The 25914-nt window shown below is 35.6% G+C and carries 21 protein-coding genes; 11 read left to right on the top strand and 10 right to left on the bottom strand.

What is annotated here, in order from left to right; genetic code table 11:
* Positions 1–81: 81 nt before the first annotated feature.
* From FLAVO9AF_RS07560 to FLAVO9AF_RS07545, 4 genes are all read left to right on the top strand, one after another.
* Complete coding sequence (locus FLAVO9AF_RS07560; RefSeq protein WP_159686580.1) at positions 82–459, top strand: hypothetical protein; 378 nt, start codon at positions 82–84, stop codon at positions 457–459.
* A gap of 2 nt (positions 460–461) precedes the next feature.
* On the top strand, positions 462–1091 hold the full coding sequence (locus tag FLAVO9AF_RS07555; RefSeq protein ID WP_159686577.1) for a hypothetical protein: 630 nt from the start codon (positions 462–464) through the stop codon (positions 1089–1091).
* A 92-nt stretch (positions 1092–1183) separates the two neighbouring features.
* Positions 1184–1975, top strand: a complete 792-nt coding sequence (locus FLAVO9AF_RS07550) for a sensor histidine kinase (protein WP_159686574.1) — start codon at positions 1184–1186, stop codon at positions 1973–1975.
* Positions 1976–1977: 2 nt separating this feature from the next.
* A complete protein-coding gene (locus FLAVO9AF_RS07545; protein WP_159686570.1) occupies positions 1978–2640 on the top strand; it encodes a response regulator transcription factor in 663 nt (220 codons plus the stop codon).
* 7 nt (positions 2641–2647) lie between these two features.
* Here the strand turns inward: FLAVO9AF_RS07545 and FLAVO9AF_RS07540 are convergent, their stop codons facing one another.
* Complete coding sequence (locus FLAVO9AF_RS07540) at positions 2648–2788, bottom strand: hypothetical protein (RefSeq protein WP_159686567.1); 141 nt, start codon at positions 2786–2788, stop codon at positions 2648–2650.
* 280 nt (positions 2789–3068) lie between these two features.
* Here FLAVO9AF_RS07540 and FLAVO9AF_RS07535 point away from each other — a divergent pair, with 280 nt between their 5' ends.
* Together FLAVO9AF_RS07535 and cobA are read left to right on the top strand one after the other, a co-directional pair.
* The gene (locus FLAVO9AF_RS07535; protein WP_159686563.1) at positions 3069–4331 is read left to right on the top strand and encodes an asparagine synthetase B; all 1263 of its coding nucleotides are present in this window, start codon (positions 3069–3071) and stop codon (positions 4329–4331) included.
* Between the two features lie 234 nt (positions 4332–4565).
* Positions 4566–5339, top strand: coding sequence for a uroporphyrinogen-III C-methyltransferase (gene cobA, locus FLAVO9AF_RS07530; RefSeq protein ID WP_159686561.1), 774 nt, complete (start codon positions 4566–4568; stop codon positions 5337–5339).
* Between the two features lie 208 nt (positions 5340–5547).
* On the opposite strand, the gene FLAVO9AF_RS07525 is transcribed toward cobA, so the two are convergent.
* The 3 genes from FLAVO9AF_RS07525 to FLAVO9AF_RS07515 all read right to left on the bottom strand — a co-directional run bounded on the left by FLAVO9AF_RS07525 (position 5548) and on the right by FLAVO9AF_RS07515 (position 11255).
* Positions 5548–6096, bottom strand: a complete 549-nt coding sequence (locus FLAVO9AF_RS07525) for an acyl-CoA thioesterase (RefSeq protein WP_159686557.1) — start codon at positions 6094–6096, stop codon at positions 5548–5550.
* Between the two features lie 156 nt (positions 6097–6252).
* Complete coding sequence (locus FLAVO9AF_RS07520; RefSeq protein WP_159686554.1) at positions 6253–7692, bottom strand: rubredoxin; 1440 nt, start codon at positions 7690–7692, stop codon at positions 6253–6255.
* 50 nt (positions 7693–7742) lie between these two features.
* A complete protein-coding gene (locus tag FLAVO9AF_RS07515; RefSeq protein WP_159686552.1) occupies positions 7743–11255 on the bottom strand; it encodes a nitrate reductase in 3513 nt (1170 codons plus the stop codon).
* 272 nt (positions 11256–11527) lie between these two features.
* Here FLAVO9AF_RS07515 and FLAVO9AF_RS07510 point away from each other — a divergent pair, with 272 nt between their 5' ends.
* The 5 genes from FLAVO9AF_RS07510 to FLAVO9AF_RS07490 all read left to right on the top strand — a co-directional run bounded on the left by FLAVO9AF_RS07510 (position 11528) and on the right by FLAVO9AF_RS07490 (position 17379).
* The gene (locus FLAVO9AF_RS07510) at positions 11528–12232 is read left to right on the top strand and encodes a Crp/Fnr family transcriptional regulator (protein WP_159686549.1); all 705 of its coding nucleotides are present in this window, start codon (positions 11528–11530) and stop codon (positions 12230–12232) included.
* Between the two features lie 308 nt (positions 12233–12540).
* On the top strand, positions 12541–13968 hold the full coding sequence (locus tag FLAVO9AF_RS07505; protein WP_159686547.1) for an alginate export family protein: 1428 nt from the start codon (positions 12541–12543) through the stop codon (positions 13966–13968).
* A 118-nt stretch (positions 13969–14086) separates the two neighbouring features.
* Positions 14087–15298, top strand: a complete 1212-nt coding sequence (locus tag FLAVO9AF_RS07500; RefSeq protein ID WP_236552295.1) for a CmpA/NrtA family ABC transporter substrate-binding protein — start codon at positions 14087–14089, stop codon at positions 15296–15298.
* 264 nt (positions 15299–15562) lie between these two features.
* A complete protein-coding gene (gene ntrB / locus FLAVO9AF_RS07495; protein WP_159686544.1) occupies positions 15563–16450 on the top strand; it encodes a nitrate ABC transporter permease in 888 nt (295 codons plus the stop codon).
* Between the two features lie 122 nt (positions 16451–16572).
* Entirely contained in the window at positions 16573–17379 is an 807-nt protein-coding gene (locus FLAVO9AF_RS07490) for an ABC transporter ATP-binding protein (RefSeq protein ID WP_159686541.1), read from the top strand.
* A gap of 488 nt (positions 17380–17867) precedes the next feature.
* On the opposite strand, the gene FLAVO9AF_RS07485 is transcribed toward FLAVO9AF_RS07490, so the two are convergent.
* From FLAVO9AF_RS07485 to nirB, 6 genes are all read right to left on the bottom strand, one after another.
* Complete coding sequence (locus FLAVO9AF_RS07485) at positions 17868–19205, bottom strand: MFS transporter (RefSeq protein WP_159686538.1); 1338 nt, start codon at positions 19203–19205, stop codon at positions 17868–17870.
* A gap of 373 nt (positions 19206–19578) precedes the next feature.
* Complete coding sequence (locus FLAVO9AF_RS07480) at positions 19579–20244, bottom strand: response regulator transcription factor (RefSeq protein WP_159686535.1); 666 nt, start codon at positions 20242–20244, stop codon at positions 19579–19581.
* Between the two features lie 101 nt (positions 20245–20345).
* Positions 20346–22157: an ATP-binding protein gene (locus FLAVO9AF_RS07475; protein WP_159686531.1), complete on the bottom strand. Its 1812-nt coding sequence runs from the start codon at positions 22155–22157 to the stop codon at positions 20346–20348.
* A gap of 6 nt (positions 22158–22163) precedes the next feature.
* Positions 22164–22751: a DUF4202 domain-containing protein gene (locus FLAVO9AF_RS07470; protein ID WP_159686527.1), complete on the bottom strand. Its 588-nt coding sequence runs from the start codon at positions 22749–22751 to the stop codon at positions 22164–22166.
* 80 nt (positions 22752–22831) lie between these two features.
* On the bottom strand, positions 22832–23209 hold the full coding sequence (gene nirD, locus FLAVO9AF_RS07465) for a nitrite reductase small subunit NirD (protein ID WP_159686525.1): 378 nt from the start codon (positions 23207–23209) through the stop codon (positions 22832–22834).
* Between the two features lie 93 nt (positions 23210–23302).
* On the bottom strand, positions 23303–25810 hold the full coding sequence (gene nirB / locus FLAVO9AF_RS07460) for a nitrite reductase large subunit NirB (RefSeq protein WP_159686522.1): 2508 nt from the start codon (positions 25808–25810) through the stop codon (positions 23303–23305).
* Between the last annotated feature and the right edge of the window lie 104 nt (positions 25811–25914).

The raw sequence follows: 25914 nt of genomic DNA, 5'->3' as shown, positions 1-25914 counted from the left end.
TCTTCCTTATATTTTTTATTTTGTAATAAAAAAATGACTAGCTTAGCTTAAACTATTATCAACCAATAATTTATTAAAGTTATGAGTGAAGAAAAATTACCTAAAGAAATTGAAATTACCTTGCCAACTGCTCAAGAATGGGTAAGAAAATACAAAGAAACGGCGATTGAGGCTGAATCAAGAGCTAAAAAAATTGATGGGTATCTTATTCCTATCGAATCCCTTCAAGGGGTTATGAAACAAAAAATTGATGCCGTTAGGGCTTATGTTGGAATAAACGATCAGGGAGAGCAAGCCTTAATGTTAGTAGGGACACGTTTGAACGTAAAGACAGGGATCTACGAAGATGTATTTCCAAAAACTTTGAATAATGAAGCGGCTAAAGAAGCTGAGATTGTATATGATGGTACTCGTCTTTGTCCGCCATTTGGAGATCCCAATAGTCCAATGAATATATAAAAATGATTGATTTTTTAATTTATTTTGGATATTCTGTTTTAATACTAGATTCAGTCTTATTTGCCATTAGCTTTTTCAAAAAAGAAAAAGTTAATGGCTTTTTTTTAATCTACCTCCTTTTTGCTACCATCATGCAGTTAAGTATGGAGGCATTTTACCATTTGCACAAGAATAATTTATTTTTAATGAATTTGTTTTTTATTGGGCAAATGATGGCGCTAGGATTTTTTTATGGTTCGTTGATGAATTCTAGAAGCCAAAAAACAATCATTCATACTACAATGGTTTTGAATGCAATAATAATTGGAGTGCAAAGTTTGTTGGATTATGAACAATTTTTTAAATATAACCTATTGGTAATAGTGATTACCAATTTGAGTGTCATTGTATTTGCGGTTCTTCATTTGTACAATATGCTGACTTCAGAAAAAAAATATTATTATGTCACTATAGGGCTTATTCTATATTTACTTGCTAGCACATTAATTTATATTGTAGGAAATATTAATGTGAAATTAGATAATGATTTTAAATTTCTTCTTGTATATTTTAACTCTTTTTTATTAATTGTTTATTATTTGTTTATATTATATGATTGTAAAGTAAGTTTTTTAGGTAAAAAAAAGCGTTAAAGCCTTTTTTTTAGTTAATTTTTGTGGTTTATAATAAATTAAGCTATTTTTGATACCATTATAGTCCCCAAATAGATAATACCACACAATACATGGATGCAACTTCCATTACAGAGAAAGAAATTGTTCTAGTTATTTTGTACACTTCCTTCTTTTTTACAATTCTGGCAGTGGTGCTTATTGTTTTTTTCTATTTTTCTAGAAAAAAAATTATTCAAAAAGAAATTGAAAAGAAAGATGCTGAAATATTTCATCAAAAAGAGCTCTTAAAAGCAGTAATTGAAACGCAAGAAGCAGAGAGAAAGCGAATTGCTCAAGATTTACATGATGATATCAGCTCAAAGTTGAATGTAGTAGCTTTAAACGCCCATTTGTTGGCTACTCCTAATCTTTCAACTGCTGATGTAGAGAAAATTAAATCCAATGTAATTACGCTAACAGGAAAGGCATTGGAGAATTCGAGGAAGATTGCGCATGATTTATTGCCGCCAGTTTTAGAAAAATTTGGTTTAGATGCAGGGGTAGAAGAATTATGTATGGAGTTTAGTTCCGCCAAAGGTGTACAAGTTATTTATGAAAATGAAGTAACTTTTGAAGAATCCGAAATAAGAAAGCAACTGCATGTTTTTAGAATTTTGCAAGAGTTATTGAATAATTCCATTCGTCATGGAAAAGCAACGATTATAACGGTGACCTTTCTCAAAGAAGGGGAGTATACAAAATGTATGTATACTGATAACGGAATCGGATTTGATGCAGGCGATTGTTCACATCAAAAGGGCTTAGGATTAAAAAATATCGAAAGTAGGATCTCATTCTTAAAAGGCAAACTGTCTTTTTATTCTGAGGTTTCGAAAGGAGTACAAGTAGAATTTGTTTTTTAGTTATGACCAAAACGATCAAAATTATTTTAGTAGACGATGAAGAGCTCTTTAGAAAAGGTTTGGAATTTATTTTAAGTAGAGAGCCCAATTTTTCAATACTACACGAAGCCAATAACGGACAAGAATTGATTGCTTTTCTTAGAAGTACGTATGAGCTTCCCGACATTGTAATAATGGATTTAAAAATGCCCATTATTAATGGTGTAGAAGCCACAAAAATCATTCATAAAGAGTTTCCCGAAATAAAAATTATTGCGCTAACAAGTTATCATTCTAAGGCATTTATTGCTAACATGATTGATGTTGGTGCGTCATCTTATCTATTGAAGAATGCTTCTCCAGAAGAATTGATTGCTACCATCAATGAGGTGGCTTGCAAGGGATTTTATTATTCGGATGAAGTAGTTAGTGTAATTAAAGAAGCATCGCTTTCTGGAAGTAAGCTAAAAAGCTGTTTGGATAAAAGCATGCTCTCGGAACGTGAAATTGAAGTCCTTAAACTGATTTGTAAGCAAAAAAATGCGGTAGAAATAGGGGACTACTTATTTATAAGTCCTAGAACAGTTGAAGGGCACAGAACTAATTTGTTGCTAAAAACCAACTCAAGAAATGTGGCTGGATTAGTGGTTTTTGCCTTGCAAAATGATTTGGTGAGTTTGGAGTAATCTTTTATTAACTTAATAAAAAATCAAAAGATAAGGCATAAAATAGGATTACTAAAATAAGCACTACTCCCATTACAATTTTTTTTGCTACTGGATAATGAGTAAGGTTTTTTGTGTTTTCTGTGGTGTAATTAACGGTGAATTTCATAACTGTCTGGTGTTTATGCAAATGTAATTGGGATGATTCAAATGAGAACACGTAGTTTTACGTGTTTTTTGCATTAATGTTAGTAAATCTTCATTGTTTTTTTGAATCTAATTAGAACAGTTTTTTTGTTTACACTATGGTAAGTTGTCCATAACGATTATCTTTGAGCTACAATAAATGATGCTATGAAATCGCCATTAACAATAGGTCTGTTGTAAACAAAAAACAATAAGTAAAAGGCGACACTATATATGACCTATAAAAAATATAATTTACATATATGAAGCCAAAAAATCTTTGTTTCCTTTTCCTATTTTTTGTGTCGACTATTGCAAAGGCTGGATTTCTTTTACTGCCTATGGACGAAACCTCCCAGCAAAACCATTTAAAGGCCTATGGGATTACCTATTGGTGTTTGGATAAAAATTACAAAGCGAGTTGGTTGCTAAACTACAGAGGAGGCTCTTTTTTGTTGCCAGATGCTCCAGAAATTAGAAAAGAGTGTCAGATTCGAGGCGTAAGTTTTGAAGTTGTATCGGATAGTGAAGAAGTGGAGTTACTAAATCTTATAGCAAGTCCTTCGCAAAATATGGAATCGGTTTTGTTAGAAAAAGCGCCTAAGATTGCGGTGTATACTCCCAAAGGGAAACAACCTTGGGATGATGCAGTTACCCTTGTTTTAACCTACGCCGAGATTCCTTTTACGGCTGTCTATGACGAAGAAGTGTTGTCGGATCAATTGCTGCTATATGATTGGTTGCATTTGCATCACGAAGATTTTACGGGACAATACGGCAAATTTTATGGCACCTACAAAAATACCCCTTGGTATATTGAGCAAAAAAAAGAGGCCGAAATTCTTGCAAAGAAGCTCGGTTTTGCCAAAGTATCCGATGAAAAAGGTGCTGTAGCACAGAAAATTAGTCATTTTGTAATTGGAGGAGGGTTCATGTTTGCCATGTGTTCCGCTACCGATAGTTTTGATATCGCATTGGCTGCTCAAGGAATCGATATCTGTGAGACCATGTTTGATGGTGATGCAAGTAGTCCCAATTACCAAGCACAATTGGATTATTCAAAATCTTTTGCTTTCAAGAACTTTACTTTAGAACGTCGCCCCGAACAATATGAATTCTCTAATATTGACATGACGGGTAGAAGAAAAATTCCAATGGAAAAAGATTACTTTACTTTGATGGAATTCTCAGCCAAGTGGGACCCAATCCCTAGTATGCTGTGTCAGAATCACACTCAGCTTATCAAGGGTTTTATGGGACAAACTACTGCTTTTGACTCGGAATTAATTAAATCCAACATCCTGCTTTTGGGAAGTTGTGAGCTCAATGGAGAGGCGCGTTATATTCATGGGCAAAAAGGTAAAGGCATGTTTACCTTCTATGGCGGACACGACCCCGAGGATTTTCAACACCAAGTAGGCGATCCCGCCACTGTATTAGACTTACATCCGAATTCGCCAGGTTATCGTTTGATCTTAAATAATGTCTTGTTTCCTGCGGCTAAAAAGAAAAAGTTGAAGACATAAGGAACAAAATATTTTTTGTATGTAGGGCTTTTATTTATTTTTCCTCCGTGTTACTATTTGGGGTTTCAATTAAGGATGGGTTGCTAAGTAGTAAATGAAATGGGTCGATATTATTTTTTAACTTAAAATGATTTTCTTGTCTGATAAAATAAAGTAACAAACATTGCTTCTTATTTAAGTATAAATACTTATATTTGAAATAAGTATTTTTTCTTATTTTAAAAATTATAGCAAATGAACCAAACAGTACAACCTTTGTTAACCATCGTAGGTGCTGGTCCAGGAGACGAAGAGTTAATTACTTTAAAAGCCATCAAAGCATTACAAAATGCAAATGTTGTATTGTATGATGCCTTAGTCAATGAGAATTTATTGCACTATACTTCAGCGACCGAAGTGATTTTTGTTGGTAAGCGTTTTGGATGTCATGCCTACACGCAAGATCAAATCAATGAGTTAATTGTGGTAATGGCTCAAAAATATGGACACGTAGTCCGCTTAAAAGGAGGCGATCCATTTGTTTTTGGACGAGGAATAGAGGAAATTGACTATGCAGAACAACACGGTATTGCTACAGCTATAGTACCCGGAATTTCTTCAGCTTTGGGAGTTCCTGCTGCCAATGGAATTAGTTTAACACAGCGTCATATTGCCGAGAGTTTTTGGGTAATTACTGGTACAACATCCAATCATGAATTATCTAAAGATGTTACTTTGGCCGCACAATCTGCTGCTACAGTTGTTATTTTGATGGGGATGCATAAATTGGAACAAATTCTTAGTATTTATCAACGTCATAGGGATGACGATTTACCTATTGCTATCATTCAAAATGGAACCAAAAGCGATCAAAAAAGAGTAATCGGCACCCTTTCTTCCATAAGTCAGTTAGTAGAACAACACCAACTTTCCTCTCCCGCGATTATCATTATTGGTGCAACCGTGAGACACGCTAGTCTTGACCAACATTATTTGGAGAGTATAGGGGTAAAAGAGATTAGTTTATAGTGCTTAGTGATTATAGTCCTATTGATTAGTTTATAGTCTTTAGTCCCCAGTGAGTAGTCCTTAGTTTTTAGTCCATATTCGATAGTAATTGGTTGTCAGTACTAAATCTGTGAATCTTATATAGCATTTGAAGTTTCTATTTTCAAACGCTTTTTATTTTAAATAAACTAACTCTACTCACTAAAAACTAAGAACTATGTACTACACCTTACTCCAACGCCACCTTAACTTTGTACTGATTGGATTTCAAAATTGATTCAATCGTGCCGAAAGTGGCAATGCTTTTTTGATAGTCTCTTTCTTTTTTTAAGGCAATTTGTCGCACACCGTTTTCAAACCTGCTAACTTCTTTTAGTGTGGTTAGTAATAAACCAGGAACAGGGGCGTTTTTTCCTTCTTTATCTTTGGAAACCATTGTAAAATAAGAAGAGTTGCAATGTTTAATAGCGCCAGTTTGTATATTTTCGGCCTCAACTCTAATACCTATAATCATAGAACTGTTGCCTACATAATTGACACTGGCCTTCATTGTTACCAATTCACCCACTTCAATTGGCATCAAAAAATTGACGGTATCAACAGAAGCCGTGACACAATAATTCCCCGAAAACTTAGAGGCACAAGCAAACGCAATTTGGTCCAATAAGGACAAAATATAACCGCCATGAATTTTACCACTAAAATTAGTGTGGGACGGAAGCATTAGTTCCGAAATGATAACATGTGATGAACTCACTGTTTTAAAAGTAGTTTCCATAAAGATAATGCTGTTTTGTTTTTGGATATGCCTAAGTCTAGTCATACCTCCATATCATCTGTTGCCTGTTGTATGTTCTCATTTCCCATTGAAAGAACGATGCAATCTCTCAAGCAAAGCGAATTGCAGCCTGTTTTATTTGTATAAATGGGCTTGTTATTTTACTCCTATTTTTTTGGAAGTGATTTGTTTAAAGCGTTCTTTGGGAGCATCGCATAGAGAACAACAATAGTACTCAGGCAATGCAGTAAAGTGAACACCCTCTTGAATTCCCTGTGAACGGTCACCATACAAAGGATTGTATAGTGTTAAACAATCCTGACACTGGTGCAATTCTTCTCTTACAGGTTCTTTTTCAGAGGTATTGGTACTAATTTCTAGGATAGAATTGCCAAGTTCTTCAAAGTATTTCTTACTTAATTCAATCAATATAGTGGGGAGTTCTAGTTTGTCTACGTCTTGTGTGTGTACGATATATTCTTTAGTATTCGGGTCAAAATTTTTGGCATACAAGACATTAAAAGTAGCCCGTATTTTAATTGACTCAAGGTCTTTTGGAATATCATTTCTTTCAATCACTATAGAGGTAAAGTAATGACCTTCCCTGTTGTAGTGGGATAATCCGAAGGTAAGGCCGTAAGTGCTAATGTCAAACTGGTCCAAAGTTCTTACCAAAAAGGTTTTCAGATTTAGCGCCCATTCTGCAGCTACGGGTAAATGCCAATTCAGTTCTAAAAGCGAGTGCCTAACATTAATTCCATTCTTTCCTAAGAATTTTTCCCAATCGAGTTTTCGCTCTTTAGGTATTCCCTTTACAATAAATGATTTCCATGGCGTAATACAAATTTTTCCAATTTTACAATCAAAGCATAGGTCACACATTTCCTTTAAAAATGCCAAATCATACAAGTTATTTCTCCAGTATAAACCTAGCCAATATTGATCAATTCCTAGTCTATTCATTCCCTCATAATATGGGAAAGGATAAAACGGAACATGCAATGGCTTGTCTATTGTACGATTGTTGGTATCTAGTTTGTCATTGATTAACTGAAAAATCATTTCTGCATTTATTGGTTCTTCAGTTAGTATAGACTCAATTGCATAATAAACTGCTGCAATATTCCAACTATAAATGAGTACAGGATACATTTCCATTTTATCCCATTGAGGTAATCGAACGTATAAAAACCAATAGTCCTCATGTTCAGATGCAACAAAGTTGATTTGACCAGTAAATAAAGGAACAAGTTGTTGTTTGGGATCGGTTATGTTTATTTTTAATCTTGGATTTTCTTTAAATTGTTCGAGTATGTACAAGAATTTATTACCTGTAACCCAGGGCGTATTTCTAAAAATATCTGTTGAAACATAAGAGGACACTATATTGTTTCCACTTTTTTCATCAGGATATACAAAATGAAACAATTTATTGTTTTCTAAATGAAGTGGATTAAATCCTACTGGAAAAATGATATCTTGTCTCGAACCAAATGAAATGGCTTTGAGACCTTGTTCTAATGCCATTGTTGCAATTTCTTTTAATTCTCCTGGAGAAAGCACTCCGCCCTTAATAATCAAACGTGTTAAATCCATCGATATGAGTTTTGTAGCCTTGTGGTAGCACCATGGGCTGTTGTGAATCGTTATTTTACTTTTGCTAATAGTTCTTTTACCTCTGTTTTGCAACTTCCACAGCCTAAACCTGCACCAGTGGTTTTGCATAGAGTGGTAAAGTCTGTAACACCGCTTTTGATGGTTGCTTCTATGTTCCCGCTTCCAACTTGGCTACAAGAACATACAAGTTTACCAAGAATTGGTTTTGCAGTAGTGCTTCCTCTTAATAATGTATTTCGTTTATCCGAAAGTTCAATTTTACTTTCAATCATAGTTTTGAATTCGGCAAATTCATTTTTATCCCCCATTAAAATAGCTCCAATCAACAAGTCGTTTTTAACGATACACTTTTTGTAATAGCGTTTGCCTAAATCAGAAAAAACAATTTCTTCATACGAGTCATCGTTTTCTGGTACTTCAATCTCGCCAATACTACATAAATTGATATCTTCTAACTTTAAGATATTCATTAAAACAGAACCTTTGTAATGGCTACTAATATCGCCTGCCAGATAATTAGCAAGAATATCGGCTTGTTCCTCTGCTGCTGAAGTAATACCAAAAAGTTGATTATTAAATTCGGCTATTTCGCCAATAGCAAATATTGAAGGATTAGAGGATTGCAAATACTGATTCACTTTTACACCACGGGCACAAGTAAGCCCAGCTTCTTTGGCGACCTCAATATTCGGTATTGTTCCTATTGTGTAAACTATGGCATTGGCAGTTAGGGTTCTACCACTTTTTAAAGCTATTTCTAATTCATGGGCTCGATTGGTGCTAAAAACTGTACTTACTTCATTGTCAAAATAAATTTGAATATCTCTTTGCTGTACTTCTTCAGCTAGTAATTTGCTCGAAATACGGTCCAATTGACGTTCCATCAAACGGGATGCTCTTTGGATAATGGTGATTTTTACTTTTTTATGTTTAAGTGCTGCAGCCAATTCAAGCCCTAACAATCCGCCACCTACTATCACAACGTGCTGTTCTTCTGGAGGCAATTGTGTTTGCTCTAAATAGTTACGCAATCGGTCGGCATCATCTTTTTTTCTGATAGTAAATCGGCCAGGTAGATGAAGTTGTGCATTTTCAGATACAAAAGGGCGGCTCCCAGTAGCAAGAATTAGCGTGTCATAATGATGAATAGCACCATTACTATCTGTTATCTTTTTTTCGTCTGTACTAATTTGGTTGATAGCAACTTCAGATTGTAACGTGATATTCAGTTTGGCTAAGGCTTCTTCTTTTATTTTTAAAAGTTGCTCCCAAGAGAGTTCGGCGGTAACGTATTCAGGAAGTAAAACTCTGTTATAAAATGGATTTTTTTCATTCGAAAAGACTACTATTTCATCTTGCGTATTGATTTCTCTGTAATTTTGTATGAATCGAAATGCGGCTGCTCCTGCGCCTACTACGACAATTTTTTCGGTTGGTTTTTTGTATTTTTCAATAGCAACACAAGTGTATTTAAAATCAGGTTCCTTAGAAAGTGGATCTATGAGCGTATTGGTTAAGTTATTGGTACGATTCAAATCATTATCCAATTGTTTGCCCCAATGCATGGGTAAAAAAACAACCGACTCACGAGTAGTATTAGCAACTTTCGCTTTTACTCTAACAGTACCGTTTTTGCTACTTACAGTAACTATATCATCCGTTTCTATTTCTGCTTTGTAAGCATCAATCGGGTTCATTTCCAAAACGGGACTAGGGATATGAGTCATCAATCGAGACACTTTACCTGTTTTGGTCATAGTATGCCATTGATCTCTTATGCGTCCAGTGGTAAGGATAAATGGGTAATTGGAATCAGGAGCTTCAGATGTGTTTTCTATAGCAGTAGGCAGATTGAAAATCGCCTTTTGTGAAGGAGTGTAAAACTTTTTATCAGTAAATAATCTTGGAGTTCCCGGATGACCGTAATCAGGAACAGGCCATTGGAAGGAACCCTCGTTTTGTAATCGATTGTAGTTTAAAAACGAAATATCTATAGTCGTGTTTTTTGTGAGCAAAGCATGTTCTCTGTAGATTTCTTCGGTAGAAGCATAATCAAATCCACTAAAGTTCATTTTTTTTGCAAATCGTGTGATTATTTCGATATCAGAAAGCGCTTCGCCTGGTGGGTTAATTCCTTTTGATAAATAGGTAATTCTTCGTTCTGAATTGGTCATGGTCCCCTCTTTTTCTAGCCAGCCAGCTGCTGGAAGAAGGAGGTCGGCATATTTAGTGGTGTCGGAGCGGTGTGAAATATCTTGAACTACCACAAACTTGGCATTTTGTAAAGCCTTTTCTATTTTTCGTGATTCGGGTAAACTAACCAAGGGATTCGTGCAAACTATCCAAATGGCTTTCATGGAACCTGAGGCCAATGCGTCAAACATCTCAGTAGCAGTTAAACCAGGTTGTTCTTTGATTTCTGTTACCCCCCAATAGTCAGCTACTTCTTTGCGATGGATGGGGTTACTTAACTCTTTATGGGCAGCCAATAGATTGGCCATACCGCCAACTTCCCTTCCTCCCATTGCATTGGGTTGGCCAGTTAGCGAAAAAGGTCCTGAACCAGGTTTTCCGATTTGTCCAGTAAGCAATGAAAGATTTAGTAAGGCAGTGTTTTTATCTACACCAATTGCACTTTGGTTCAATCCCATAGCCCAAAGTGAAAGAAATCCTTTGGCCTTGCCAATCATGTCTGCAGCAAGTTTGATATCATTAACCGATATACCGCATAGTTTTGAAGCTTTTTCCAAAGAACTCGCTCCCACTAATGTTTTATAGGCTTGATAATTCTCGGTGTGATTTTTTATAAAATCGTGATCCACATACCCTTTCTCTATGATTCTTTTGGCTAAGGCATGGTACAAAATGATATCGGTTCCAGGTATAATTTGTAAATGCAAATCTGCGTTCAATGCTGAATCGGTTTTGCGAGGGTCAATAACAATGATTTTAACTTTTGGGTTCTTCTCTTTGTGCAATTCAATTCGTCTGAAAAGAATTGGATGACACCAAGCAGGGTTAGCACCCGTTATCAAAAAGGTGTCAGCGAGTTCAATATCATCATAGGCAACAGGAACACTATCTTCTCCAAATGTTTTTTTGTAGCCCACTACTGCTGAGCTCATGCACAATCTAGAATTGGTGTCTATATTATTTGTTTTTAAAAAGCCTTTTACCAATTTGTTAATCAAGTAATATTCCTCTGTTAGGCATTGTCCTGAGATATAAAAACCGACACTATCAGGGCCGTATTTTTTTATGATAGTTGAAAAAACAGCTGCTGCACGCTCAATGGCTTGTTCCCAGCTAACTCGCTCTAGTGGTTGCTCTTTGCTCCAACGCATTTCTGGATAGAGAATACGATCTGATGTGTCATTGGCTACATAATGAAGATTCATGCCCTTCGAACAAAGCATTCCTTTGTTTACGGGGTGATTAGGGTCTCCTTTTACGCTTACTCCTTTTTTGGAATCATTGGTAACGATGATGCCACAACCCACACCGCAGTAGGAACATGTAGTTTTGATTTCAGAATTTTGCATTATTACACTTCTTTATTTACACTTTTCTTTATAATGATTATCTAAAATTGTATTTCGATAAATCAGTTGTAAAAATAAGTATTTTTACGTAAAAATACGTATGTAATTTATTTTTTTTCTTAAGTTTGAATAAAAATTCGAGATACGATAAATCCCAAGCTCATTTTTTAGAATACTACAATTTATAGCGTGGTAAAAGCAAAATAATGCAGGAAATCGCGACGGTTAAATGTTTATATAAAGTTTGAATTTAATTTTAAAAAGATACAATTATGAAGGAAGCCTTAGCACATTGCAATAGTTGTAACAATGAAAACTGTATTATAAAAAAGCATTTGCATTTGGATAAAATGAAACCTTTTTTGGATAAAAAAAATAGCTTTTTATGCAAAAAAAGTCATCAATTTATAATTGAGGGTGCTCCTATGCAAGGGCTGTATTTTATAAAAAAAGGGAAAGTTAAAACCATAAAAACCGGTATTAATGGTAGAGAGCAAATTGTTCGCTTTACCAAAGACGGTGATACATTAGGTTTTCGAGGTTTTGGTACCAGTAAACGCTATTTGATTGGGGCTTACGCCTTAGAGGATACTGTTTTGTGTAATTTTAGTAATGAAGTTATGCTCGAAATTTTGCATACTGTTCCAGAATTTACGTATGATTTAATGTTGTTCTATGCAGAGGAACTCAATAAAAGTGAAAATAATATTCGGAAAATTGCACACATGAATGTTCGCGAACGTGTGATTGACTCTTTATTGTACATCCATAGAAAATTTGGTCAAACAGATGGCACTATAGACATAGCGTTATCCCGTAAAGAGATAGCAGATTTTGCCGGTACCACAGAGGAACAAGTGACCAGAATGATCTCTAGTTTAAAAAAAGAACAATTAATAGCAACTACTGGAAAAAGAATAGGATTGTTAAATATAACTAAGCTAAGAACCGAAATTATGGATCATAAATACATTTAAATTTAGATAGTTTACCGTATTTATTTGAAATGCAGCACGCAAAGCCTCTTTAATGAGGCTTTTTTTATGCATTTGAATACTATAGCGTTGTTTTGTTGTGAACTAGTGGTAATTATCTACGTATTGGTATTGTGCTAAAGGGCTGTTTTTATTGGGATTCTAATTTTTTTATTGCGAAAACGCATAAAATAGCCCGCTTTTTAGTACTATAAAAGAAGGGGTAAAAAGAGTTTTTTGTTTGTAAAATTACAATACGTAAGTAAAAATACTTAATTAAGTTTGTAATGTACTAATCAAAACCGAAAACTATGTTAACCAACAAAAAACATTCATTTAAAAAAGAAGTAGCAAGTACAGCAACAAAAGGATACAAAATCGCTTTACTAGCTGGAGTGATTACTCTTTTTTCTGTAAACACCACTAAAGCACAATTAACGGCAACTGGACAAATCAGAGAAAGGACAGAAATTAGAGCAGGATTTGGAACTTTACAAAAGAAGGGAGAGAAGACGGCCTTGTTCAATTCACAAAGAGCCAGATTAAATTTGGGCTATTCAGGATACCGTTTCAAAGTTTTTACTGCACTACAAGACGTGAGAGTTTGGGGGCAGGATGCTTCCTCAATCAATAGAACCACTACAGAAGTGAATAATGGTGTTTTGTTACACGAAGCTTGGGGAGAAATAAGTTTGATAGATACACTAAGCACTATTCAAAATATGTCAGTAAAGATTGGTCGTCAACAAATTTCTTATGATGATCAAAAAGTATTAGGGGGGTTGGATTGGTTGCAACAAGGACGTCGCCACGATGCCATTGTATTTAAATATGCCAACAAAGGATGGATTGCCGATGTAGGGGTAGCTTTTAATCAAAACAAAGAACTTAGTTCAGGAACAATTTATAATGGTACTAATCCTGCTTATGGCGCTGGTACTAATGGAATTGGGACGATGTACAAATCTTTTCAGTACTTATATGTTGACAAAAAGTTTTCTTTTGGAGACATTTCCTTTTTATTCTTTAAAGACGACTTTAATAAGTATACCACTGTAACTAGTGGAACACCAGCAGTGGTTACAAAAGTGAATACAGAAGGCGTTTGGAGCCGAAACACTGCGGGATTTTTCTTCAATACTTTTCTAACTCGAAAATTGAACCTTACAGGAAGCATCTATCACCAAGGAGGTAAAGACAAAGACGGTCGCTCTATTAATGCAAATTTAGCTTCTGTTACTGCTACTTATCAAATGGGACGCAAATGGTTTGTAGGCCCAGGAATCGATTACCTTTCTGGAAATGACGGAACAAAAGCAGTGACTGCAACAAGTAAAAGCAATCGCTTTGATCCTTTGTATGGAACACCACACAAATTTTGGGGATACATGGACTATTTTTATGTAGCTAGCGGTTTTGGAAGCCAAGGGTTATTGAATTATTTCTTAAAAGCGAAATACAATGCTAAAGATAATTTGAGTTTCACTTTTGATTTGCACGGATTTGAATCGGCCAATACCTTGGCAGGGAACCTTAACAAATATCTTGGTACCGAATTAGATGTTACTGTAAAATATGGTTTGACTAAAATGATCAATTTAGAGGCTGGTTATTCTTATATGCAAGCCACCAATACTATGGCTTCTGCAGCTGTAAAAAACGTTGCGAATGCTGATTTAACACCTCACTTTGGATACATTATGCTCAATATTACCCCTAATTTTTTAGCTAAAAAGTAATGCTATGGTGAGTGTTAGGTGTTGTGCATTAGTGATTTGATAATTCTGTTTATTTCAAACCATAAAACAGCAAATCACAAACCACGAACAATAAACTATAAAACTTAAAACAAAAAATATGAAAACATTAATAAACAAAGCCATTCAATCTGTTTTTGTGATTGTAGCTGTCGCATTTTTTCAATCCGTTGCAGCACAAAATGACCCTGTACGATTAGGATTTATTCCTTTAACCGATTGTTCCCCAATCGTAATGGCCAAAGAATTGGGACTTTTTAAAAAGTATGGTGTTGAGGTAGTAGTGACCAAAGAATCTTCTTGGGCCAATGTTCGTGATAAGATTTTAACAGGCGAACTCGATGGTGCTCATTGCTTATATTCTATGCCTTTCTCTGTTTACACAGGGGTAGGAGGGAAAGCAGGTTCAGAAATGATGATTGCTATGATGCTTAACGTAAACGGTCAAGCCGTTACTTTATCCAATGATTTTTGTGGTAAAGTTGGTTTTAAACAAATGAATAAAGTTACACCAGTAGTTGCGGCCAAATTGAAAGCCGAGAAAGAAGTCACTTTTGCTATGACTTTTCCAGGAGGAACGCACGATTTATGGTTGCGTAACTGGATGTCTGTAGCAGGATTGAATCAAAAAGCAGTTAAAATCATCACAATCCCACCGCCACAAATGGTTGCCAATATGAAAGTGGGGAATATGGATGGATTTTGTGTGGGCGAGCCTTGGGGAGGAGTAGCGGTAAAGCAAGGAGTTGGATTTACTCAAGTTGCCTCTCAGGATATTTGGAAAGACCATCCAGAGAAAGCCTTGGTAGTTAACAAAGAATTTAGTGCCAAACGCAGAACCGATTTAGTAAAAGTTATGAAAGCGGTTATGGAAGCTTGTAAGTGGCTTGACGTACCATCAAACAGAAAAAAAGCCGCCGCGATTATTGGTAAAGCACCTTATGTAAATGCACCAGCTGATGTTATCGAGGCAAGACTTATGGGAGATTACAATTTAGGTTGTAACCTAGGAGTAGAAATCTATGATAATGATTATATGCTATTTCATAAAGGCGGAATGGTAAATTATCCTAGAAAATCGCATGCTATTTGGGCTATGGCGCAGTTTGTTCGTTTTGGCTACTTAAAGGAAGCGCCCAATTATACCGCCATTGCTGATAAACTTATTCTGGATGATTTATACAAAGAAGTGGCCAAAAGTATGAATGTAAAAGTACCCAATGACGATATGAAACCTTTTGCCTTAACGATGGATAAAACCGTATTTGATCCTTCCAATCCAGCGGCTTACCTAAAAGTGGTTAGAAAATAAAGATAAACATATAAGTCATATTAGAAAACAAAAGTACAGGGCTATCTATATTAAAAACAAAAATAAGTCAAACAAAAAAAGTATGTTTTACTCAGATGAACTTCGGCTTTACTTATCCCTATTCAGATAAAACTTCTATGACTTATATGTTTAAATAGAATAATATTAACATTTAAGGCATTTAAGTATTTGAAATAGAGAAAAAAACTTTTATGACTTATATGTTTCAAAAAATAAAAAAAATAGAAATTTAATTAGCATACTATGTCAGATAAAAACACCCTCACCATCGATGCTTTGAGTATAGAAAATAGTCAAGAGCAAACCGTCGCTTACAGCAGCGAAAAAGGAAACACAAGTTTGAAGCTTCTATTTAATAACGTGTTTCAAAAATCGAAATCAGCCCTATTCGCTTTAGTTGGATTGGTATTTTTCGCTGGATTTTGGAGTCTAGTAAGTTATTTTACAGAACAAGCCTTACCTGGTCCAGTAGCGACACTTACGGTGCTCAAGGAAATGTTGAGCGATCCTTTTTATGATTATGGTCCTAATGACAAAGGCATCGGATTGCAGTTGTTTACCTCCATCAAAACGGTACTTTCAGGATTTTTAATTGGGTCATTATTTGCCATACCCATCGGAATATTGATGGGAGCCAGCACGATTTGCAAACAAATCTTTTATCCCATTGTGCAATTGTTAAAACCGGTGTCACCTTTAGCTTGGTTTCCAATAGGTTTGGTGGTTTTTAAAGACACCGGAATGGCTACTATTTTCATCGTTTTTATTACCTCATTATGGTCAACGCTCATCAACACCTCTTTTGGAGTAGGGTCCATACCACAAGATCATAAAAACGTGGCTAAGGCCTTTGGTTTTTCCAAAATGCGTTACCTTACCAAAATACTGATTCCTTATAGCTTACCGCACATCATCACCGGATTGCGATTGAGTATTAGCGTGGCTTGGCTGGTAATTGTAGCAGGCGAAATGCTTTCTGGTGGAGCAGGAATCGGATTCTTTGTTTGGGACAGTTGGAACGCCTTAAGTCTCGAAAAAGTAATTTCGGCCATCATTATCATTGGATTGGTAGGATTACTTTTCGATAGGATTTTTACTTACATCGAGCACAAAGTTGCTTACAAAGGGTAAAAAAATGTTTAAAGTTTAAGGTTTAAGGTTGTTTAAACCGGATAAGTTCTTGAACAACTTAAACCCTATTAAACTTTAAACAACCTTAAACCTTGTCAAAACCTCAAAAAAAACAAATCAAAATGAGCTATTTAGAAATCAAAAACTTAGAAATATCCTTCCCAACTCCCAAAGGGAAATATACCGCTGTACGTGATATTAACTTATCCATAAAAAAAGGCGAAATCATTTCCATCATTGGTCACTCAGGTTGCGGAAAATCAACCATTATGAATGCCATCGCTGGAATGCTAACTCCCTCAGGAGGTACGGTCGAGTTAGACGGTAACACCATCAAAGGACCAGGCCCTGATAGGGGTATAGTATTTCAAAATTACTCCTTATTGCCTTGGTTGACGGTTCACGAAAATATTTTTCAAGCCGTAGATTCGGTAATGAATTGTTCCAAAAAAGAAAAACACGACATTGTAGATGCCAACCTAAAAATGGTCAACTTGTTAGAACATCGAGACAAATTGCCAGGCCAGTTATCTGGAGGAATGAAACAAAGAGTTGCCATTGCAAGAGCTTTCGCCATCAATCCTGGAGTACTACTTTTGGACGAACCTTTTGGAGCTTTGGATGCCTTTACCAAGAGTTCTATGCAATTGGAAGTGTTGAAACTTTGGAATCTCAATAATCGCGATAAAACCATCATTATGATTACACACGATATTGAGGAAGCCTTATTTTTATCGGACAGAATTGTGGTGTTAAAAGATGGTCCTTCGGCCACTATAAGAGAAATAGAAGAAGTGCATTTGCCAAGACCGAGAAACAAAATTGAGATTGTAAAAATGCCAGAATACATTGAGTTGAGAGATCGTTTGCTCCACTTATTGACCGATGCATTTTCTATTGAAGACATGGGAATGACCTATAAGAGTTAGTTTCAATTCAATTTGGTGGAAAGAATCCTTGCGTTGTTTAGGCAATTTGCAAGGATTTTTTATGGATTAAAGTAGCTTTTGAAAAGGAATGAGTTTAGCTCGTTCTTTTTTTGTAAAGTTTCAATAGAACTAAGCTTTAGTTCATTCTAATATTCTTTTTAATGTGCATTTGAATAGCAATGTTTACCCGTTCTTTTTTTGTAAAGTTTTAATAGGAATGGGCTTTAGCCCATTTTTTAAAATGAGATTCAAAAAAGGCTTTAGCCAAAATTTAACCTAGTTTCGATTAAAGCCTATTTAATAATTATTCTCACTGCTGTGAGATGTATTTGTTTACATCAATCCTTGATTTACGAGACTACTTTGAATAATTCCCGTGCTATACAGGAACGTAAACAAGCAAAAAAAGGAATGAAAGTATATCCAAAATTGCTGGTATAATTTCATTCCTTCTTTATTTAAGTGCTAGTTACCCAAAGCGGAAGTAGTTATTCACTATCCTTTGTTTTGATGGCATATTTTACTGCTAAAACAATGATTCCTGTAATAAAGATGATGATTCCCAGTGTGTAAAAAGCATCAGTATAATCAATTAATTCTTTGGTTTTAGAAAGACCATTAGTATCGATCACGTCTTTTGTTACTTTAACTGCTTTTGCTTTAAATAAAAACGCAATTAGCATAGCACCTATGTTTCCTCCGGCTCCAACAATCCCTGCCACGCTTCCAACAGCCTTTGGGTTAATAAAAGGAACTAGGCTATAGGTAGCACCATTCGCCATTTTTAGGCTCATTCCGAAAAGAAACATTAAAAAGATAGCAAGCCCCAGCTGCTCTGTCAGCCCAAAGAAAATGATTCCAATTCCTTCTACAATTAATAGCAAAGCAAGCAATACGTTTTTTCCAGAAAAACCATATATTTTGCCTACTTTATCGGCTACAATTCCTCCTAAGGGACGAGCAAAAATATTAATCATGCCAAAGATTCCTGCACATAATCCAGCTGTTTTTAGACTTGCTCCAAAAGTATCTGTAAAATAAATTGGGGCGAAATTATCAATAGTAATTTCAACACCAAAACAAGCTGCATAGGCAACCGTTAAGACCCAAGTGCGGTAGTCTTTTACAGCTAACATAAAGGTATTTTCTTTATTTTCGTTGGTAATTCCTAATTCTTTATAATTCCCGTTGGGTAAATCTTTTGTATATCTAACATAGAAAAAGGCGCAAATTAATAGTATAACCCCAGGAACTATCATTGCGTATCTCCAACTATCTTCGTGTGTACAAAATCCTAATCCTACAAAGCCAGCAGCAATTAATGGCATTGTGCTATTTGCTAAGCCAGCACCAGCATTTCCAAACCCTCCCGCTGTAGCATTTGCTGTTCCTTTTATTGAGGGTGCAAACATTACAGAAGTATGAAATTGTGTAATAACAAAAGAAGCTCCAATAACACCTATGGCTAATCGAAACAGTAAAAAGCTTTCATACGATTGTGAAGTTCCTATTAACAAAACCGGTACAGCACATATCACTAGCAGCCAAGTGTACACCAATCGTGGGCCGTAGGTATCTACTAGTCGACCGATTAGTAATCGAGCTATTATTGTTGCAGAAACAGAGGCAATTTGAATATTACCCAATTGATCTTTGGTAAGGTGTAACTGTTCTTTTGCCAAGGGCATTAGTGAAGCCATACCAAACCAGGCAAAAAAACTAAAGAAAAAGGTAAGCCATGTAATATGGAAAGTTCGCATTTGAACGCCTTTAAAGCTGAAAATGTTTAAACGAGTAAGCGGTTGATGGGTTGAAATTGAGCTCATGTTCGATAGGTTAGTTATTTTTACATTATTTTAATACGTAGATGAAAACCTTTGTTTAAGTATTTCGTGTACTTTAATGGCAAAAATAATGACGAATGATATTGTAAAACCTGCCAAAACGCAGTTTTTGAAAAAAATTTAAGTATTTATACTTAATTTTTATAAGTATTTTGCTTAAAGCCTTGTTTCGATAGCTGAAGAACTAACTAATAGTTTAAAAAAGACTTTTTTAATCTTTTTTATGGCAGCGTTGCATTTGGTGTAAACTGTAGGGAATCTATGAGGGATAGCTCATTTAGGAATTTGTAAAGCAAAAAAAAAGTGGTAAAATTACCACTTGTACGCATTGAATCAATAAGTTTTTGAATAAACACTAGAGCAGCGAATACTCTTTTGCTTTGTTTGCTAATTCAATTAAATTTTTAACCTTAAGTTTTTTCATCAAGTTAAAGCGATGCACTTCTGCTGTTCGTTTACTAATTTCAAGGGCTTCTGCAATTTCTTTATTGCCTTTTCCTGATAATAAAAGCTGTAAAATTTCTTTTTCTCTTTTGGTTATAACTAGCTCTTCGTCTAGTTGTTGTTTTTTTTCAGTGGTTAGTGGTACGTTGCCATTAGTAAGTTGGTTAATTAAAATAGAGGAAATATCGCCGCTAAAATATTTACCACCATTAGCAACAGTGTGCAATGCTTTTAAGAATTCTTCTTTACTAGATCCTTTAAGCAAGTAACCATCCGCGCCTGCTTTTATAGATTTTAATACATATTCTTCAGATTCGTGCATGGATAGTACTACAATCTTGAGTGGGGTATTCTCTTGACGTATTTTTTCAACCACTTCAATGCCAGTAAAGTGAGGCATTCTAATGTCTACGATAAGTAAATCAGGTTTTTCAGAGGCTACTATAGTCAAGGCTTCTTGTCCATCTGTAGCTTCCCCAACAACTATGATGTTATTTTCATTCTCTAACAGTGATTTGATACCATCACGAACGAATACGTGGTCATCTGCTAATACTACTCGAATGGGATGATTCATAAGTATTGATTTTTTTTTAAGTAAAATTAACTAATCTTGGGGCTAAGATACGTATTTTGTAATTATGTAGAATACATATCAAAACTATAAAGAGCGAATTCCTATATAGGAATATTGAAGGTAATTCGAGTACCTTCACCAGGAATTGAGTTAATAAAAATACGCCCGTTAATGTATTGTATTCGTTCTTGCATAAAAACAAGCCCCATTCCAGATGAGCTATTGCGCTTTTTTTCTACAGATTGTAGGTCAAATCCTTTGCCATTATCATCAATCGTGATGCTTAAAATGCTAGTGCTATGCGATAATTGAACAATAATGTGTGTTGAATCAGCATATTTGATAGCATTATTTATGGCTTCTTGCGAAAGTCTATATATATTAATTTCCGTTAGTGAGTCCAAACGCTGTTCAAACTGGCTTTTGTTATAAAAAACAATACTTTTCCCAGTTAATTTGGATAGTTCTTGGCATAACTTGGACAAAGATGAGACGATGCCATGATCGCTCAATTCGGGAGGCATTAAGTTGAAAGTAGCTGTTCGAACACCTTTTATAATGTCTAAAGAAAGTTGTTTGAGGTATTCCATTTTTTGGGAGGTCTTTTCTTTATCATCTAGATTGATACTCTCAAGACTAAACTTAAGGCCTGTTAGCATTTGGCCTATTCCGTCATGAATTTCCTTGGCAATGCGATTTTGTTCGTTTTCTTGATTTTCGATAATTTTACTCGAAATTATTTTTTGCTGATTGATTTTTGCCTCACTGCTTTCAATGTTAAGGCGCTCCACTTCTTGTTGTGCTTTTTTTCTTTCCGTTATATCAAAACAGATAATCAACAGCTCAGATGCTCCTTTTTTTATAGTTACAGGAACCATAGACAAGTCCAGCCAAATGGTAGTGTCTTCTTTACTTGTAAAGGAAATTTCTCCTTGCCAACCGCTTCTATGTTTTTCTGCAATAATACGATCAATGCTATGCTGTTCTTTTTCTGAAGCGGTAAGTACTTGTGAAAAACGTTGTTCAGTAGTGGATTTATTATAGTGTAATAATTTGGAAAATTTTTCTCCTATGTGAATTAAAGTTCCGTTAGGTGCTACTCTACAGTAAAGTAGTGTGTTTTCCATAGCATAATTTAAAGATTTGAGTTCTTTTACAGAGTTTTCTTTTATTTCACTCAAAACTTCGGTATTGTAAGCTAATTTAAGTGCTTTTCTTTCTGAGGTTAACAGTTTTGAAATTAGTATCTCAATCTTTTTATTAGTAGGTTTAAAGATAAAAAGGAATTCTAAAACCAATACCAGCAGGGTAAAAAGCAGTATGCCATATTCTGTTTTGCTTTGTAACGTTACCTTTTCCAAAGCTTCTTGATCATATTGTTCAACGATTTGATTCATTTTGGTCAAAAAAATACGTTCATTGTCCAAAATAATAGTTATCAATTGCTGTAGCTTCTCAGGATTTTGCTCGTTTTTTTTAATTTGTAAATACTGATGGCTCGCTGCTATTATGGCTTCGAAATTGGGTTGAATCGATTGATACAATTTGTTCAATAGCGCGCTTTTTTCTTCAGGAAAACCTAGTTTTTCATTGCCATACACTAAAGTATTATGATTAAATTTCCATTTATTTAGAATAGAATCAATCCTTTTTTTTTCCAATTCAACTTTGGAGGGATCTGTTGCAGCATGAAGGATTAAAAGTTCTTTAGTCAACTTTTGGCTTAACATTCTTTGTTTTCCAGAAGTGTTGATGATTTTGGAATCACTTAATTGACGGTTGAGATTGTATTGTAGAATAAACTGACTTACCAAAACAGTCAATGCAATTGTTAATAGTGCAAAGAGATACAATCTCCTTAAATTTTTGAAGGAAATGGAGTCTATTGTGGTGTCGTTTTTTGAACTACTCATAGTCAATTATAAGTCTAATGCCTCTTTTATGAGTTGTAAACTTGACGTTGAAAAAGATAAGGTTAAGGCTGTTTGCTGTCCTTTTTCAGACATTTTGTTCCAGGTTTTTATAATAATATTTTTGAGCTTCTCTGTGTCGTGTTTTAGGATAAACTCTTCTAAATAATATTCAAGAAAGACCAAACAAATTACGTCTTCGAGCAATTGGGTTTCAGCATCTTTTTTGAGTAATTTTTTTTCAATCAAAAAGCAAACGCGTTCAATGAACGAAGATTCATAACCCACTTCTTCAAGGATTGAAGTAGTTTTCGAAGCATGAAATTTTTTGAGTGCTTCTCTCCATTTTAAGTAGCCCACCCGGTCCATAGGATAGGAATTTCTAGCGATTTCCCAACGGCAAATATGTTGCCCTTTGGCGGCAATTTGAATGGCTTCAGATGCATCGGGAGCAAAATCCATCAAGCGGTTTAGCATTCTATCAGAATACAATAATTCTTTTGCAACTATGGCGTCATCAATTACAACTTTATTGGGGTCTTTTGCATTGGCAGCATCAATGCGCTGTAGCGCATTTTGAAAACGATTCACATTCATTGAAAAGGAAGTTATAGACGTTTTTTTAATCGGCTTAAAATAAGAAAAAGCAATATTTTTTATCAACCAAATATACGTATTTAATCCAAAAAGCCAACGAAAACTTCGTCACCTTCAATCTTTACTGGGTATGTGGCAATTTTGTAATCGTCTCCGTTTAGGTTGCTCCCGTCAATAAGAGAAAAGGTTTTTTTGTGCATTGGACAGGCTATTTTTGGAACTCCGTCAGCAGATCCTGTCATACCTCTCGATAATACCATTTCCATTTTGTGTGGACAAGCATTTTGGCAAGCATACCAAGCATTTCTTCTTTCAAAATTGAAAACAGCAATTTGTTTGTTTTTGTATTTAATACAGCCACCTCTATTACTTGGAAAATCTTTAATGTTTCCTGCTTTGAACCAAATTTTTACATTTTCGGTAGCTACTGTTTCGTATTGATTTAATAATTCTTCCATATTTTTTTGATTTAAATAACGCTTTACTCTTTCCTAGATGAATAGGAGGTAGGAAAGAGGTAGCGTTAAAGGGAAACGTTATTTTTTATATTTTTACCAAGGTCTTGGCATTTTTTGATCTCTTAAAGGAACAAATTCTATGGCATCATCTTTCTCGTCAGTATTCACAAAATGACTAAAACGCTTTAAAAGTCTTGGTTTTTCGAGCACTTGCTTCCACTCGCATTCAAAAGTGCCCACTAGTTTTTCCATTTCATTTTCTAAAGTTTCACAGATGCCAATGCGATCGTGAATGATGATTTCTTTTAAGTAATCCAAACCTCCATCCAACTTATCTAGCCAAGTAGCAGTTCGTACTAGCGGGCCAGCGGTGCGGATATAGTACATCAAGAAACGATCGAGATATTTTATAACGGTTGCTTTATCTATTTGTTCGGCCAAAAGTACGGCGTGTTTTGGATTTGCCCCTCCATTGCCGCAGATGTAAAGATTCCAACCTCCTTCTACTGCGATTACGCCAAAGTCTTTGCCTCTTGCCTCGGCGCATTCTCTAATACACGCCGAAACGCCTCCTTTGAGTTTGTGTGGTGCACGAATACCTTTGTATCGGTTTTCGAGTTCAATAGCAAAGCCAGCGCTATCGTCCATACCGTAGCGACACCAAGCATTGCCTACACAGCTTTTAACTGCTCTTAAGGATTTGCCGTAGGCATGACCACTTTCAAAACCATTTTCTATTAAAATTCTCCATATTTCAGGGAGATCACCCACGTGAGCTCCAAACAAATCAACACGTTGAGCACCAGTAATTTTGGTGTACAAATTAAATTGTTTGGCTACTTCACCAATGACGATTAGTTTTTCTGGTGTGATTTCACCTCCTGCGACACGGGGTACAACAGAGTAAGTACCGTTACGTTGAATATTAGCCAAAAAGCGATCATTGGTGTCTTGGGTTGTAACGTGTTTATTGGCTGTATCATTATAGATACTAGAAAAAATGGAGGCAACTACCGGTTTACAAACTTCACAGCCATCTCCGTTGCCATGATGGTCGATTACTTCGTAGAAGTTGACATATTTGTTGATTTTCACCAAGTCAAATAGTTCTTGACGAGTATAATGAAAATGCTCACATAGGTTTTCTTTTACTTCTTTTCCAATTGATTTTTGAGCTGCTTTTACCAAGTCCACAACCATTGGTTTGCAGCCACCACAACCCGAAGTCGCTTTGGTGAGTTTGACTACATCCGAAAGAGTTTCGCAACTTCCTTCGGTGATGGAACAGCAAATGGCGCCTTTGGTTACGTTCTCACACGAACAGATTACAGCTGTATCAGGCAAATCCATTGCGCTACCCATAGTGTTGCTTTCGCCTCCTCGAGATCCTAGTATTAAATCTTCTGGATTGGCAGGCAAAGCCAAAGCATTGTTGTAAATCTGAAACAGCGCATTATAGTCGGAGGAATCGCCAACAAGAATACCGCCAAGTAAGGTTTTGCCGTCTTTGGTGACATTGATTCTTTTGTAAATGCCGTTGAATTTATTTTCGTAAACGATAGCAGTCACCTCTTCATTTTCTATGAAAGGATCACCAAAACTCGCCACTTCAACACCAATTAACTTTAATTGTGTCGACATGTCGATGGTGTCTCGCATCGTTTTTGAACCTTTGAGTATTTGTTCTGCCGCTACGTCTGCCATTTCGTAACCTGGTGCGACCAAGCCATAAATCATGTTGTGGTATAACGCTACTTCTCCAATAGCATAAACAAAAGGATCCGATGTTTGCATTTGATTATTGACTACAATTCCTCCACGATTACCAACAACTAATCCAGCGCCTCTTGCGAGTTCGTCACGCGGTTTGATTCCAGCAGATATGACTAGCATGTCTACTTTAAGTAGTTCATCGTTGGCAAACATCATCCCCTTGATACAATCTTCTCCATCAATATATTGTGTCGCTTTATTGAGATGGATACCTATGTTGAGCGCTTCGATTTTAGCTTGCAGCATATTACTAGCTCCCTGATCCAATTGTCTTGGCATTAATCGAGGGGCAAATTCTACCACATGAGGATTCAGTCCAAGATCTCTGACTGCTTTCGCAGCCTCCAGTCCTAGCAAACCTCCGCCAAGTACAGCAGCTTCAGTAGCACCTTTGGTTTTTATCTTTTTGGCATAGGTCATAATGGCATCTAAATCTTCGATAGTTCTGTACACGAAAACGCCTTCTTTTTCTACCCCTTTTATGGGTGGGACAAATGCCGCGGAACCTGTTGCTAGTACTAAGTAATCGTACGTATAATTTTTGCCAGTATGTGTGGTTATGGTCCGATGGGTAGTGTCGAGTGCAGTGACCAATTCGGAAGTATTCAATACAATGTTCTGCTCTTTGTACCATTCCGGTGTGGATAAGGCTAAATCATCGGCACTCTTGCCACTGAAATATTCGCTTAAATGCACGCGATCATAAGCTCTTCTGGGCTCTTCGCCAAATACTGTGATGGCATAATTTTCTTGCCCCGATTTTGAAACAAATTTTTCACAAAATTTATATCCTACCATGCCGTTACCGACTACAATTACCTTGATCATAACTCAATAATTAAGTATTACAAAGCAAATATAAGTATAAATACTTAATTATAAATTTATTTTACGTATTTTTTTTACGTAGAATTAAAAAAAAGGTACTTAAC

The sequence above is a fragment of the Flavobacterium sp. 9R genome (genome assembly GCF_902506345.1).
Classification (GTDB): domain Bacteria; phylum Bacteroidota; class Bacteroidia; order Flavobacteriales; family Flavobacteriaceae; genus Flavobacterium.
This window is presented reverse-complemented; position numbering and strand designations above follow the sequence as displayed.